Source organism: Photobacterium sp. GB-1, from assembly GCF_003026165.1.
Lineage (GTDB): Bacteria > Pseudomonadota > Gammaproteobacteria > Enterobacterales > Vibrionaceae > Photobacterium.
Genome location: NZ_PYOB01000010.1, coordinates 68,390 through 83,469, shown reverse-complemented (window position 1 = coordinate 83,469; position 15,080 = coordinate 68,390). Strand labels below are relative to the sequence as shown.

Genomic DNA, 15,080 nt, shown 5'->3' with positions numbered 1-15,080 from the left:
AAGAGGTATAAAATACATATGGACGACCCCACGAGTTGTTCTCTTTTCCTAAACTCCTTTGTTAAGGAGTCTATTCAATGCTAGATCTTTTCCTTCAACCTGAAGCAATGATGATATTTGCGACCTTATTTGCCTTAGAAGTGGTATTAGGTGTCGATAATATTGTGTTTATTTCAGTGCTATGTGAGCGATTACCAGAACATCAACGCAAATTAGCCCGTAACCTAGGTATTGCACTAGCAGTTGCTGCGCGTATTGGTCTTGTGTTCTCAATCAGTTGGGTAATGTCATTAACTCAACCATTATTCTCTATTGCTGACTCTCCGTTCTCTGGTCGTGATTTGATCATGATTGGTGGTGGTGCATTCTTATTAGCGAAAAGCTTAAAAGAATTGTGGATGTGTTTCTCTGGTGCTCATCACCAAGAAGCCAGCAAAGTACGAGCAGGTATTGCTTTAGTCTTGCTGCAAATCGTAGCGGTGGATGCGGTGTTCTCTATGGACTCTGTGATCACAGCGGTAGGTATGACAAGTGAAGTCCCATTGATGGTTGCTGCAATTTTAGCGTCAGCAGTTGTGATGGTACTGTGTGCTGAGAAGATCAACGATTATGTATTGCGCTATCCGGGCTTGAAAACATTAGCACTACTATTCTTAGTAATGTTAGGTGGTATGTTAATGGCTGAAGGTTTTGCGATTCATTTGAATAAAGGATATGTGTATTTTGCGATGGCATTTGGTTTATTAATTGAAACCTGCCACATCCTATTGAAAAAGCGAAATAAGACAATTATTCGTCGTATCTACCCACAGCAATGTGGCTGGGCAGTTAAAGTAAAATAACCGCGTATTAGACAGATAATATAAAAGCAGAGCCTATGTGCTCTGCTTTTTTTATTTTGTAGTATAAAATCTTCATCGTTTATTTATTACTGTTGGTTTGTAACCAAATTGCATTGTTATATTTAACTAAACGAAAGTCTTTTCACACGCATAATATGAGTCATCATAGGCTTAATTTTTAGTGTCCTAACTTATTTTTTCCCCATTATCATTCAGAGCAAATACTCATTCATATCGCATTAACGTGATTTGGGATTAGTTTTATTAGGTATTGGTTAAACGCCACTTTTGGGGCTCTCACTCGCAAACATCGCCCTAATTTAATACTTTGAAACTAGTAACATCATTAACAAAATCACAACGTCTATTTTGTTGTTTTTTCAATGCTTTTTATTATGCAAATGCATGCTTTAATGTACAATTACCTTGAACTTCAATCTTGATATTCGTGAAAGATGCATACTGTTAAATAGAACCATTTTTATTGCAAAGTATTTGCTCTTTACGTACTGACATTTTAAATATGTAGTGGTTTATCAGATCGTATTATTATTTATCTTTTATGTTCTAAGGAGTGATTGTGCTTTTTAAGTATCTTCCTAAAGAGAGAGTTAATGTTTTAGATGATTTAAAAATTAGGTTTACACCATTAAGATCTTTGAATGATCCTTATGAATCATTCCCTCTTATTGATGCAGAGGAAGCCAGAAGAAGTGCAATTAAATCAGCTTCAGAGGAGTTAGACTTATTTTGGGAACAAACAGAACTTTCAGATAGAACAGAAAAGAATAAAAAAACGTTAGAGGATAATCGTAAAGCGATAATTCGAGGCGTTGAGGATAGTATAAGACCTGAACTTATTGCCAATGATTTGATGGATAATTTAGGTGATTTATTTGGTGTGCTATCTCTTTCTCGATCAAAAACAAGTTTATTAATGTGGTCTCATTACTGTGGCTCACACACGGGATTAGTTATAGGATTTGATGATAATCATGACTTTTTTCACCAAAATGATCTAGATGGATATCGAACTAAACCGTTACCTGTTAAATATTCCGACCAAAGAGCTATCGTAAAGGTTGATAGTCACAATTGCCGTGAAAACATGTTATGTCACAAACCATTAGAATGGGCTTATGAGCAAGAAGAAAGAGTATTTATGGCATATATGGACGAATCTAAAGCGATTGGTAAAGATGAATTTGGTGCCGCAGTTATTTTAATGGATATACCACCTAAAGCAATTAAAGAGGTGTATATAGGTTGTAATGCATCAGAAGAAACAAAATTGAGAATACTAAATGCGAAAAGGTTAAATAAATTAGATTGTATAATTTATGAATCTAAAATGTCTTTAACTGAGTATAAACTCATATTTTCAGAGCTAACTGAAATAGTTAATTGATTTGAAATTAATATTATTAAATATGATAAATAAATCACGTATTGATTGGTTATAAGAGACCGCTTTGACGATTTTTTCTGTATCTTAGTTTCAGTACGCATAAATAGAATTACTGTTAAATGACCGCCCACAATGGCGGTCTTTTTGTACCCTAAAGGTACTTTGTAAAGAAGTTACCAATACTTTTCCTAATACCTACCAACCTAAATAGAGCTAACTGTCTAACAAGCTTTTGTCCAACAACGAGCTAGCTATCATAGCTAGCTTAGAAATGCCCCCATTCCTTGCCTCAGACTTTGGCTTCTTATGATTATGCATTATAAGCTTGAAGAGTTCTTCTTAGCTTTCTTTTCTTGCTCTCTCTTCGTTTTTTCAGCCTTTAGTTGCTCATCAAGCTTAACAGCTTTCTCAAATAGTTCAGTATCATTATATGTTAACTTAATGTCAGGATATCTAGTCCAAGTTTCGACTGTAATATGCTGAGAACTGCTAACCCACAAATTTTTAATTGAATGCCAATTACCTTTACCAGTACTTATAGCTTTATTACGTATCGCAAAATAGTTCTTTTCAGAGTTATCGATAAGATATTTATCTCTTAGCCCTTGTATTAGACCTTCATGAATTTTTGCTTCTTTGAATTTCTTCCTATCAAGAGTCGAATTAGACTTTGGATGCCACCAAAATTCAATACTATAAAGTTTATCGTTGATAAATTGCAACACATGTTCATTACTAGCAACGCCATTTATAACTGGAACATTTGAATCCCCGTAGACATAAAGAACAGGTCTTTTTGCTGAGCCTGCGTACCATCTTTTTTCATATTTAATATCAGATTTATCTAATTTTTTGATAACATCTTCATACTTATCCACACCAACTGTTAAACCGAAGAACTCTTTGCGTTTTTCAATTTTACTTTGGAATGATAGGTATTTTGATTCTGTAGAAGGTTTATATGCTTCCCGACCGACTATAATGTAATTACCATCAATATCTAGAACAATTCTTTTAGAATCACCTACATAAAATTCATATACAAACTTACCAACATGACCAACATGACTACGATAAAAATCATTTGTTCTATCTGATAGTTCGTCTCTGCGAGCAGATGATAAATACTTCTTGCCATCGTTTTTTACATAATACTCAGTAGAGTATCTAGCACCAGTATCTATGATTTCTACGTATTCTTGCGCATTAACTGACCAACACAAACACATGCCAACAAGAAATTTAACAAATTTCATAAGAAACCTAAGCCTCGATTATTCAATACGTTATAACTAGATATTGCAAAACTTTGTAATGTAGTCAAGATTCAGTTCGCCGTTCAGTGATCACTCCAGCTTTTTGTCTTCTAAATTAAACCTTTTAACCTTATGTTTGAACCAATTATTCTACAATCCTTACGCTCAGCTCAAACAACTCTAAAACGTATTTTTTTTATTCGTACCAATAGAGCCTTACCATCACAACTGGACGCCAAATTAAACGACTCTTCATCCCCTTCGTTCATGAACTTCTGTAACGCACTTTTGTCCATATGTGAGTTAGCTATTAGGCTAACTCACATATTAGACAAACTCGTTATGTTATGTGGCTATGCATCATGCATAAGATTATTGCTAAACCCTGATCGCCTATTGGTTCTCATGAATAATTCTGATTAATTTAGCAGGTGTTCCACCATATAGTGAGTCAGGTGGGACATCGGTATTAACCACTGAGTTAGCGGCAATTACAGAACGCGCACCAATGGTCACACCTTTATTGATCACAACATTGCCCCCAATCCATACATCGTCCTCAATCGTAATAGGATCACAAATGGTTTCCCAGTTACGGCGATTGAGATAGTTTAGATCATGGCTAGCACAGTAAAGCTGGGTGTTCGGGCCAATCATTACGTTATTGCCAATAATAATTTTAGCGCCATCCAACATTGTTACGTTCATATTGATGAAGGTCTTTTCCCCAATCGAGATCGTTTTACCGAACTCACAATAAAAGGGGGAGCGGATGTGACTCGATGCAGAAATCTTTCCCATTAGCTGTTGAAATAGTTCATGACGCTGACAGTCATCTGTACTTTGGTTAATGGTCTGTAATAAGTTCGAAGCATTTTGACGAATCTGGTTAATACAGTCTGCGCCGCCGTCAAAGTCTTCACCGGCAAGCATTTTTTCGAATTCAGTCATGTTGTCTCTCAACGTGCTATAGAGTTATTTGAAATAAAAACGTTATGTTTACTGATTTATATTGTTATTGAGTAAGTAATCTCCAAGAAAATAGAGCCAATCCACCCAAAAGATGAAAGCAATGGTTAAGGGGTTATTTATGCAGTGAATCCCAGTCAGAGAAATAATGAATTAAATAGTCTATTGCTAAGCGAGCACGCGCAGGAAGAAAACGTTGGTTTTGATATACGATCCAACTGCTATTACCTTTACCCCAAAAATCTTGCAGTATGGGAATAAGCGAACCTGAATCTAACCCTTTCGCTAGGCTACTTTTAGGCATATATGCGATACCTAGTCCTTCTTCGCATGCCGAGATAACAGCATTAGAGTTATTGCTTTTCCATCGACCGTGAACACGGGTATTAATTGTGTTGCCATCTTTTTCAAAAAGCCAGTGGTCATTATTGGCAATAATGCAGCTATGTTGTTTCAATTGGCTAGGGTGAGTTGGCTCTCCATTACGGGTTAAATAGTCTTGGCTGGCAACCGCAGCCATAGGGCGATCAACGAGTTTTCTCGCGACTAAACCTGAATCTTTTAGTGCCCCGTAACGGATCGCAAAGTCGATACCATCTTCGATAAAATTCACCATACGAGAGTTAAAATCCATCTCGATAGTAAGATCTGGGTAAGACTTCGCGAATGCCATTAGCGCAGGAGCGACATGATCTTCGGCAAATGCACCAGCAGCGCTGACGCGTAAGGTTCCACTCAGCGTTATTTGCTGTGTGTTTACGCTTTCGCTGGCTTGTTGTAACCCATTTACCAGTCCTCTGCATTGTTGATAATACAATTGTCCAGCATCGGTTAAATTGACCTGTCGGGTTGAGCGAGCTAATAAGGCGACACCTAATCTCTCTTCTAACCTTGAGACTTGTCGGCTAACGTGGCTGGTGCTGCAACCGAGCTGTTTAGCCGCAGAGGAAAAGCCATGGCTTTCAGCGACTGCAACGAATTCAATGATCCCATCGAAACTATTCATAGACCTTTATCTTTGCTATTTAACAACAATGATTTGCCAATTTTCTATATTATCAGCCATATTGATTTGAATTAACATGTTTTTGAACTCAATCATTGAAGGAAAAGACAATGAAAAGGATCCTGATCCCTGTAACGAATCATGCAACTCTGGGCGATACTGACCAAGCGAATGGCACTTACTCACCAGAGATAACCCACGTTATTCATGAGCTGACGGCCGCTGGTTTTGACTATGACATCGCATCGATTAAAGGGGGTAAAGCGCCACTTTATGGTACGGATATCGAAGGTGATGAGGTAAACCGCATTGTGTTGGCGGATGATAATTTTCAGAACCGAATCAATAATACGATCCCCGTCTCGCAAGTGAATATTGATGAGTACGATGCGGTATTTTATCCAGGTGGCTTTGGTCTTTTATCTGATATTTCCACCAATACTGATTTTGCGCAATTAGCTGCAAAACATTACGAAAACGGTGGCGTTATAGCGGCGGTATGTCATGGCCCAGCGGCATTGCTTCCTATTACATTAAGTAATGGTGACAGCCTACTTGCATCTATATCGGTAACGGGCTTTACACGTGAAGAAGAAATAGATTTCGGTACGATTACGCATATTCCATTCTTACTGGAAGAAGCGCTTTCAAGAAAGGCGGCGCGCTTTAGTAAAGTACAGCCTTGGCAAGAACTCGTTATCGTTGATAAACGAGTGATTACTGGCCAAAACCCGACTAGTGCTCACGGTGTTGGTAAGGCGTTAGTGACATCACTGACGTAATTAGATTGTTGATAGGGTTTAACAAGTATCTGATTTTAAATAGCGCAGTGGTTTGAGTTATTGACTAACATGATATTTTGTATCGGTGCTGCTAAATATCATAGCCTAGTAATATTTGCCCTATCATGGGATGCAAATATTACTGGGCTATGCTTTTTATTTATAAAGTGGGTTTAAAATTAAGCGAATTTTTTACGTTCAATAAAGAAGTGAAGCAGTGCCATACCGCCATGACCAATTAAGTATGCTTCAATTAAACCTGTCAGAGATTTATGGATCTCTCTCACATCGTTAGCATAAGGTGAGTGACTTAACCACAGCGCCAGCCATATCAGTGCTGCGGCTTCAATTAAGATCAACGCGCCAATACCTAATCCTTGAATAATATTCCCTAAGCCTTTTTCTCTTGGCTCGGGTAATTTACCGTGGCGTAGTTGTCTTAAGTCATCGAATAAAACGGCATTGTCACCAAAAAGGTAAGGGAAAAATTGACGAAATGATTGTTTAACTAACATGTAGCTAATCATTGCGAGTGTGACGACAACGGTCAATATGCCAAGAATAATATGTACCCATAAGAAGAGGGTAGAGAAAACACCCCCTTCGATTTCACCTGCATGGGTCATGCTCATTAAATTACTATTTAAGATCTGTAAGATCACTAAACCGGCTAATGAAGTATGAATATGGCGCAGCCCCGTATTGGGAAAGTAATGTTTGATGTAGCGCCAAAAAGAATGAAGTAGCGGCATAGTGAACCTTAATCAGTGGTATAAGAATGATATGATAGATATAGGAAATTTAGCATAAAGGAATAAAATAAGCAGATAGAAAGTAGATTAAAACTTGTAAAGTAAATATTCATTTTTAATGCGTAAATAGCCAAAAATGTTCGATAGATTTCTTTTTTAGCCCTGTTAATACAGTGTTACACTATTGCTGCCAATACATATTGTCATGGAGAGAGTAGTGAGCACACCTTCAGAAACACCACAATTATCCCAATTAAATGTCTTTCCCGTAAAATCAATAGCAGGTATCAGCCAATCCAAAGTTTGGGTCGAAAAACAGGGGATCAGTTTCGATCGTCGTTTTATGGTTGCGACCCTATCAGGCGATATGATCACGGCACGTAAATCTCCCAAAATGGTAAAAGTGAAGGCGGCGCTAATTGCCGATGGCATCGTACTGAGCTATGAAGGTAAAGCCTGTTTAGTATTGAAGTATGCTCAATTTGCTATGGCAGAAGCGTCCTCAACCGTGTGGGCTGATACATTCATCGCCTATACTACGACGGAGCAAGCCAATGCATGGTTTAGTGACGTACTAGGGCAACCTGTTCAGTTGTTATTTACGGGTGAGCAATCAAACCGTGTGCGTCCTAAAATTAGTCAAAATGTGAGTTTTGCTGATGGTTATCCGTTATTAGTGATTAGTGAAGCCTCGCTTCAAGCGCTTAATGCGCGTAGTAGTGAACACCACACCATGGATCAGTTTAGAACCAATTTAGTGGTGAGTAATACGGAAGCGTTCGCAGAAGACGGTTGGAAACGTATTCGGATCGGTGAAGTAGAGTTTGAAGCGGTCAAACCTTGTGCTCGATGCATTTTAACTACGGTCGATCCTAAATCAGCAACGTTTAGCGAAAGTAAAGAGCCGTTGGTTACGATGGCAAAATTCCGCTCAGATGAAACGGGTAATGTCTATTTTGGACAAAATCTTGTGGCACTTAATGAAGGTATTATTTCTGTTGGTGACACCATTGAAATATTAGAAACAAAAGCGAAAGAAATATATCCAGATAATAGTGAACAAAAATTACAGCTTACGTGTGTCGAGCGTGAAGATATCGCGCAAGATTTCACTACATTTTGGCTAGAATCTCATCAAGAAAACCAAGCGTTACCGACTTATTTACCGGGGCAGCATTTACCGATTCAGTTAGAAGTGAATGGTGAATATATTTCTCGTCGCTATACATTATCTTCTAGCCCATCACGTCCTGGGCGTTATGCAATATCAGTCAAACGAGTTAATGACGGTCGCATCTCTAATTGGTTACATGAGCATTTTCAAGTCGGTGATACATTGGTGTCTGAATCGCCGAGTGGTGATTTTCACCTAGGGGTACATACGGATAAATTATTATTGCTCTCGGGGGGGAGTGGTGTAACGCCAATGATGTCGATGCTACGATATTTATCCGATCATGATTTAGTGCGTGATGTAGTGTTTTATCATCAATGCCGTACTGAAGCTGATATTCCTTATTTAGAGGAATTACGCGCAATAGAAGAGAAGCATCCTTCTCTTGATTTACGTATCGTATTAACGCAACCCAAACGCGACTGGCAAGGTGAATCTGGACGACTAAGCATTGGTCATTTAGCCATGATGAGTGATTTAGATAAACGTCAGGTATTTGTTTGTGGTCCTGATGCCTTTATGTCGTCGGCGAAAAAGTTATTGCTCAATATGGGCATGGCAGCTTCTCGTTATCACCAAGAAGCGTTTGGGCCTGTACGTCATGCACTCGAAGAAAAAAAGACGGTCGAATTATCAATTGATGGACAGCTTTTCCAAGGGAATAACCAAGCGACGTTATTAGAGCAAGCAGAAACGGCTGGTATTAAGATGGATTATAGCTGTCGTGCTGGTTTTTGTGGGGTTTGTAAGGTCACAGTGAAATCTGGAGAGGTAGAACAACCAGAGGTTCCAGCACTTTCATCGCAAGAGCGTGCTGAAGGAAAAGTGCTAGCATGTTGCTGTGTGCCTAGAAGTGATCTAGAAATCATTAAATAGTGAGCTATAGGTAATTTAGGAGGCGATGTCGATGATTATAAGTCAAGGTGATATTGATAAATCATCGCTTACCTTAAAACGTTGACGGGTGAATACAAAGGTCAACAATTGCAATAACTTTGTTATTTAGATGGCTTCTTATGTACTTTCAACTGGAAGGTAAGCATAGAAGCCATTTTTTATATATTCAAAATAAAAAGTTGGTTTTAAAGCATATTATTTTGAGTTCTATTGCTGAAAAGGTTTTAAATGTGGAGTATGCTGCTCGCGCAAACGATTACAATAGAGTAAGGATCTCGTATGTTTAGCAAACCTCTTATCGCACTTTCTATCACTTTAGCTATTTCAGGGTGTGCAACAACGCCTATCGTTCAACACCAACCTTTTACGCTAACGGTCGCACATATTAATGATACCCACTCTAATTTTGACCCCGTAAAATCGAGTTTTAAAGCTGACGATACCAAAGTTTATAACGAGTTTGGTGGCTATCCTCGCCTGCAAACGATGGCGAAAGAATATAAAGCTGAAGCTAAAAAAGATAATCAAAGCTTACTATTCTTACACGGTGGAGATGCTTGGCAAGGTAGTGCTTACTTTAAGCTAAACCATGGGGCAATGAATGCTGACATGCTAAGCAAAATGGGCTTAGATGCAATGGCATTAGGTAACCATGAATTTGATTTAAATAATAAAAAATTAAATGCTTTTATCGGTAGTGTTAATTTCCCTGTGCTTGCAGCTAACGTAGATGCTAGCCAAGATGCTGATTTGAAAGATCAAACTAACTTACGCCCTTACCAAATTTTTGCTTTTGATGGCAATAACAAGACAGTCGTTAAAGATATTAACCACTTACCTAAAGATAAAAATCTTGTTGCGGTATTTGGTATTGCCTTAGATAACATGGCAAATATTGCACCTAATACGGGTGATGTGAAATTTTACGATATGGTGAAAACGGCACAAGCCACCGTCGATATGCTAAAGAGCAAGGGGATTGATAATATTATTGCGCTCACGCATATCGGTAATGCAGTAGATCTTGATGTTGCGTCAAAAGTTAACGGTATTGATCTTATTGTTGGCGGTCACTCACATACGTTATTAGGTGACTTTGCTGACTTGGGTTTAAACAATAATGGTATATATGCCCAAATGGTGAAGAACCCAAATGGTACAACGGAAACATGTGTTGTTCAGGCGGGTGAGTATGCTCAAGCGATTGGCCGAGTAAATGTAAGCTTTGATGCGAACGGTGACGTGGTGAAGTGTGCAGGTCACAATACCTTATTGAGTAACGATGAGTTCTACCATCATGCCGATCGTAAACAAAGCGATATGTTTACCCCTGTACAAACGGCAATCGTTGAAAAATTCATCGACAATCATGAAAAAATCACGATCACAGATGAAGATGTTTTATTACGCCAACGTATTGATACTAAATACAAACCAGCAGTAGATAAAGCGTACGGTAAAACTATTGCTCAAGTGCCGGTAGAAATTAAACATGAACGACGTCCTGGCGATCGTGGCACAGATAAGCATGGCTCAGATGTCGCGCCTATTATAGCTGAAGGCCAATATTACTGGGCGAATGAGCCTCAAGTTCAAAAAGTAACGGGCATGAAAGTGGACTTTGCCTTGATCGGAGCGGGCGGCATTCGTACCAATATTGAGGCGGGTGAATACCGTGAAGGTAATGTGTCATTAGAGCTTTTACCGTTCTCAAACTTTATGTCTGTAGTACCACTTAAAGGTGCTGTGATTAAACAGTTATTACAACAAACGGTTTCTGCAACGCTGCCTGAAGGCGCTCATGCGGGTAAATTCCCTTATGGCGGTCATATTCGTTATAGCTTTACCGAAACAGCAGCAAATAAAGCAGGCAAGCTTAATAATGTTGAGGTGATGACTGGCACAGAAAAGAACCCAATTTGGACGCCAATTCAAGATAATAAAACCTACAATGTTGCAGTAAATAATTATAACGCAACGGGTAATGATGGTTGGACACCTGTTTATCAAGCGCAAAAGGATCACTCTGGACGTGTCGATTTAGCCTATGTTGATGGCAAGTTAACAGGCTTTAAGGTTAAGAACATTGAAAAAGTAGGCGACAAGTACCAAGTGAATTACCAAGGAGCTGCGCCAAACTGTAAAGCCGCCAATATGCGCTGTAATACAGATGCTCAAGCTGTGATTGATTATATCCAGCAAAGTCGTCCTAACCTTGTACCGTTAAGTTATGAAGTTGTTACGCTAGATCGCGTACAAAAATAAACCTTTGCGGTTTTAGGTAAATAAAGTAGGCGCCCTACAGGTGATTAATAAAAGCGGTAGGGTGCTTTTTATTTTTTGGAATCGTCTAAAAAAGACAATGAAAATGCAGTTTTCACGAAATATTAATAGAATATTAACTGGTTTATTCTTGTTTAACATTATGATATCTATTGTTTTTGTTACCCATAAGATTAAAAAATAAATTATTTAAAAAATAAAGCTATACAATTCCCTAAATATCATTACTATAGTCCTCGGCCTGTAAGTCAGACCTATTTATATGTAACATTATGTTTTAGAAAATCTTCGCTGTAACGCTATACCAGTGTCATGAAGCTTTCCACTCATAAGCTATAACGTAAATAATTCTTTTCTGGCTACAAACGCATTTTTGCGAATTATTTAAAAAATATTGGAGACTCTCATGTCTAAATCAACTGGTATCGTTAAGTGGTTTAACGAAGAAAAAGGTTTCGGTTTCATCACTCAAGACAACGGCGGCGCTGACGTATTCGTTCACTTCCGTGCTATCACAGGCGAAGGTTTTAAGACTCTTGCTGAAGGTCAAAAGGTTGCTTTTGATATCGAACAAGGTCAAAAAGGCCCTCAAGCTGCTAACGTTGAAAAAGCTTAATTCTTTTTTACGTTAAAAGTTTAAAAAATGCCGACATTATGTCGGCATTTTTGTATCTGTTATTCAACATTACGTATCTAAGAATCTCTACTATATCTCTCTACTTACCACTATTTCGTCTTTCGTTATTTTATTTTGAACGAAACTGTTTGAGTCCGCTATCTTGCTTCAATACACTTAACGTTCGTTTTTAGTATTTTGGGTGCAATGGATGCAATCAGAATCATCTCAAAATCACATTGATATATTAGACTTTAATCAGTTGCGTTCAGGCTTTGAATCGCATAGTGATTGCTCGCTTTCTGCTTGTATAAAACAAGGGCAACACCTTGCAATATCTGGCGTTTCTGGTTGTGGTAAGAGCAGCTTGCTACAAGTAATTGCTGGGCTTAAAGCTCCTCAGTTAGGTACTGTTACCTTCAATAAACAATTGATTGATGTAAAAGCATTCAACTTTTGGCGTCAAAACATTTGTTATTTGCCACAACAAGCCGTTATGGGCGGAGAATGTGTACGTGATGTCTTACATCTTCCTTGGCGTTTAAAAGCCATTACTCATTTTCCTGTACCTAGCGATGAGTTGTGTTTATCTGCTTTATCACAAGCGGGTATTACGGTGTTATTAGACAAGCCTATTGATACCCTTTCTGGGGGCGAAAAGCAGCGTGTAGCCATCGCTAGAAGCATATTAATGCAGCGCAATGTGTGGTTGATGGATGAGCCCACATCCGCCCTTGATCCTTCAGGGCGAGATCGAATTATTCAATTGCTTTCTGAGCTAACAATTATTTGTGTTTCTGTATCACATGATCCTGTTTGGTTAGCAAGTGCAACACATGTGCATGCTATGTCGTTAAGTAAGGATGAGTGTAATGTCTGAATCAATCAATAGTACTTTGGATATTCATTGGTTAGCGATGGCGGGCTTCTACCTGTTATTACTTATCCCCATGTTCTTGTTTCAGCGTTGGCAATTAGGGTTAAATCGCACTTTAATTAATGGCGTATTACGCATGACACTTCAGTTATCTGTTGTGGGTATTTATCTTCATACCTTGTTTGGTTTGCAGAGTGTGGCAATAAATATGCTGTGGCTAACAATCATGGCATTAGTGGCAAGCTATACGATTTGTAAACGGGCAGAGGTGAATGTAAAGCGTGTGTTGCCTGCGGTAATAACAGGGCAGTGTGCTGCATTATTGGTTGCTTTGCCTGTCATGCTGATAGGGGTGATTCAAGTCGACCCTTGGTGGCAAGCACAGTATATGATCCCAATTGCGGGAATGCTGCTTGGTAATAGCTTAATGGCAAATGTATTAGCCTTATCTCGCTGGGGGAGCCTATTAAAAGATAACCATCATGAATATCAATATTACTTGTCATTAGGCGCTCCTGATCCTGCCTTGCCGTTTATACAGACAGCAGTAAAAGCAGCATTAACTCCCCAATTAGCCGCGATGATGACATTAGGGATTGTCAGTTTACCTGGAATGATGACGGGACAAATTTTAGGTGGAGCGGCACCGCTGGTGGCGGTGAAATACCAGTTAGTGATTATGGTCGCGATTTTTATTTCTGGCGTAATTTCGGTAGCGACTACCTTGAGCATTGTTAGGCGGGTAACATTCAATGCTTATGGTGAGGTGCAATAAGTACTATTTCCGACAATAAAAAAGCAGCAATTAAGCTGCTTTTTTAATTAAGATTGTTAGTGTTCACTTAGTTAATTTCGCTAATCGGAAAAATTTCACTTGGTGATACAATTTCATCTTGTGCTGCAATGGTTTGTAATTCCCATTCGCCACGTTTATGTGTTTCTTTTAACACTGCGTAGCAGGCATTGTGCGCATGTTCAAAAGCCTGTTCTGGTGTCCAGTTTTTCAATAGCCCTGCAGTAAATAATGATGAGATCAAATCACCAACACCTACTGGTTGTTTATCAAACTTAAGGTGCGGACGCTGTGCAAGGAAACAACCCTTTTGCGTTGCTAACATCATCGTAAACTTATCATCAGATATACTGTGTAAGTGCTTAACCAGTACCATTTTTGGGCCCATTGTTAAGGCTTTTTGACATGCAGTAACAGCATCAGCAAGGTTATGGATTTCCATACCGACAAATTGGCTTAGTTCAAATTGATTCGGTACGATAGCATCAGCAATAGGCATTACATCATTAATTAGGTATTCAGCAATACCATCGGCAACAATACAGCCTTTTTCTGGGTCACCCATTACAGGATCACAGATATAAATCGCATTAGGATTTTGCTGTTTAACTTTTTTCACAGTATCGATAATAGCAAGACATTGCGCTGCACTACCTTGATAGCCTGTCAATACAGCTTCGCAGTTCTTTAATTGATCAATGCTTTCAATACCTGCAACAAGCTCACTAATATCATCACCAGAGAAAGCTTTGCCCGTCCAACCTTCTTTATATTGGGTGTGATTAGAAAATTGCACAGTATTAAGCGGCCATACTTCAAATCCCATACGTTGCATAGGAAAAACAGCAGAGCTATTTCCTGCGTGACCATACACTACATGTGATTGAATAGATAGAATACCTTTCATCGAAGTTCCTTATAACCTTCGGTCTCTTTAAGCATACTTTACCCTTGCTTATATAAGAAACCTAGTCATTTTATATCGTAATTATTCCTTTCATTTATGCAGATTAAAAAATAGACGATTATTTATATTATTATCGACTTATTTTAGATGAGAGTGTGTTATTTATAATTGAAGATTGTTTTATTATAGGTTTTTTCCTCTGTTATCGTTTGTTTTTTGACCGTTTTATGGTTTTTATAATAAATAAAAAACGATATTTTTTTATTTAAAAAACAATGAGTAAGGTTTTTATTCAGTGGTTACCCACAGTTTTTTACAAAAAAAAGACATAAAAATATTTACAGAATAAAATTTAGCGTTTAATGTCTGTCTCGTCTGTTACTCGGACCTCATGTGTTTTTTTTATCAAAACGTCATTTCTAACATTGTTATTCGTTATTGTTGCAAACGATAGGCGCAATGATCGGCTAAAAGAAGGGTGATCTTTTAGCTCAGAAGTAGTAGGTCAATGAGTAAAA

13 protein-coding genes are annotated in these 15,080 nt (G+C 38.3%); 8 read left to right on the top strand and 5 right to left on the bottom strand.

Annotation, left to right across the window (positions count from 1 at the left end):
- The first annotated feature begins 77 nt into the window (after positions 1 to 77).
- Together C9J45_RS11910 and C9J45_RS11905 are read left to right on the top strand one after the other, a co-directional pair.
- A complete protein-coding gene (locus C9J45_RS11910; RefSeq protein ID WP_045083054.1) occupies positions 78 to 842 on the top strand; it encodes a TerC family protein in 765 nt (254 codons plus the stop codon).
- A 580-nt stretch (positions 843 to 1,422) separates the two neighbouring features.
- Positions 1,423 to 2,250 (top strand): DUF2971 domain-containing protein, encoded by an 828-nt coding sequence (locus tag C9J45_RS11905; protein ID WP_107292569.1) that lies wholly within the window; start codon positions 1,423 to 1,425, stop codon positions 2,248 to 2,250.
- Between the two features lie 317 nt (positions 2,251 to 2,567).
- On the opposite strand, the gene C9J45_RS11900 is transcribed toward C9J45_RS11905, so the two are convergent.
- From C9J45_RS11900 to C9J45_RS11890, 3 genes are all read right to left on the bottom strand, one after another.
- Complete coding sequence (locus tag C9J45_RS11900; protein ID WP_107292568.1) at positions 2,568 to 3,506, bottom strand: hypothetical protein; 939 nt, start codon at positions 3,504 to 3,506, stop codon at positions 2,568 to 2,570.
- 393 nt (positions 3,507 to 3,899) lie between these two features.
- Positions 3,900 to 4,457 (bottom strand): sugar O-acetyltransferase, encoded by a 558-nt coding sequence (locus tag C9J45_RS11895; protein WP_107292567.1) that lies wholly within the window; start codon positions 4,455 to 4,457, stop codon positions 3,900 to 3,902.
- 133 nt (positions 4,458 to 4,590) lie between these two features.
- A complete protein-coding gene (locus C9J45_RS11890; protein ID WP_107292566.1) occupies positions 4,591 to 5,481 on the bottom strand; it encodes a LysR family transcriptional regulator in 891 nt (296 codons plus the stop codon).
- Between the two features lie 110 nt (positions 5,482 to 5,591).
- Between C9J45_RS11890 and C9J45_RS11885 the strand changes: the two genes are divergently transcribed.
- Positions 5,592 to 6,263, top strand: coding sequence for a type 1 glutamine amidotransferase domain-containing protein (locus C9J45_RS11885; RefSeq protein ID WP_107292565.1), 672 nt, complete (start codon positions 5,592 to 5,594; stop codon positions 6,261 to 6,263).
- Between the two features lie 179 nt (positions 6,264 to 6,442).
- On the opposite strand, the gene C9J45_RS11880 is transcribed toward C9J45_RS11885, so the two are convergent.
- Positions 6,443 to 7,015 carry a cytochrome b/b6 domain-containing protein gene (locus C9J45_RS11880; protein ID WP_107292564.1) on the bottom strand — a complete coding sequence of 191 codons (573 nt, stop codon included), beginning with the start codon at positions 7,013 to 7,015 and terminating at the stop codon, positions 6,443 to 6,445.
- 205 nt (positions 7,016 to 7,220) lie between these two features.
- Here C9J45_RS11880 and C9J45_RS11875 point away from each other — a divergent pair, with 205 nt between their 5' ends.
- The 5 genes from C9J45_RS11875 (at position 7,221) to C9J45_RS11855 (ending at position 13,637) form a co-directional block, all read left to right on the top strand.
- On the top strand, positions 7,221 to 9,065 hold the full coding sequence (locus tag C9J45_RS11875) for a hybrid-cluster NAD(P)-dependent oxidoreductase (RefSeq protein ID WP_199190687.1): 1,845 nt from the start codon (positions 7,221 to 7,223) through the stop codon (positions 9,063 to 9,065).
- A gap of 300 nt (positions 9,066 to 9,365) precedes the next feature.
- A complete protein-coding gene (locus C9J45_RS11870) occupies positions 9,366 to 11,351 on the top strand; it encodes a bifunctional UDP-sugar hydrolase/5'-nucleotidase (RefSeq protein WP_107206765.1) in 1,986 nt (661 codons plus the stop codon).
- A gap of 424 nt (positions 11,352 to 11,775) precedes the next feature.
- Positions 11,776 to 11,985, top strand: a complete 210-nt coding sequence (locus C9J45_RS11865) for a cold-shock protein (RefSeq protein WP_006644751.1) — start codon at positions 11,776 to 11,778, stop codon at positions 11,983 to 11,985.
- Between the two features lie 211 nt (positions 11,986 to 12,196).
- Positions 12,197 to 12,865 carry an ATP-binding cassette domain-containing protein gene (locus C9J45_RS11860; RefSeq protein WP_107292562.1) on the top strand — a complete coding sequence of 223 codons (669 nt, stop codon included), beginning with the start codon at positions 12,197 to 12,199 and terminating at the stop codon, positions 12,863 to 12,865.
- Entirely contained in the window at positions 12,858 to 13,637 is a 780-nt protein-coding gene (locus C9J45_RS11855; RefSeq protein WP_233217691.1) for an ABC transporter permease, read from the top strand. Before C9J45_RS11860 ends, C9J45_RS11855 begins: the two co-directional genes overlap by 8 nt.
- Before the next feature lie 67 nt (positions 13,638 to 13,704).
- Here the strand turns inward: C9J45_RS11855 and pdxY are convergent, their stop codons facing one another.
- Positions 13,705 to 14,562: a pyridoxal kinase PdxY gene (gene pdxY / locus C9J45_RS11850; protein ID WP_107292561.1), complete on the bottom strand. Its 858-nt coding sequence runs from the start codon at positions 14,560 to 14,562 to the stop codon at positions 13,705 to 13,707.
- Positions 14,563 to 15,080 lie beyond the last annotated feature (518 nt).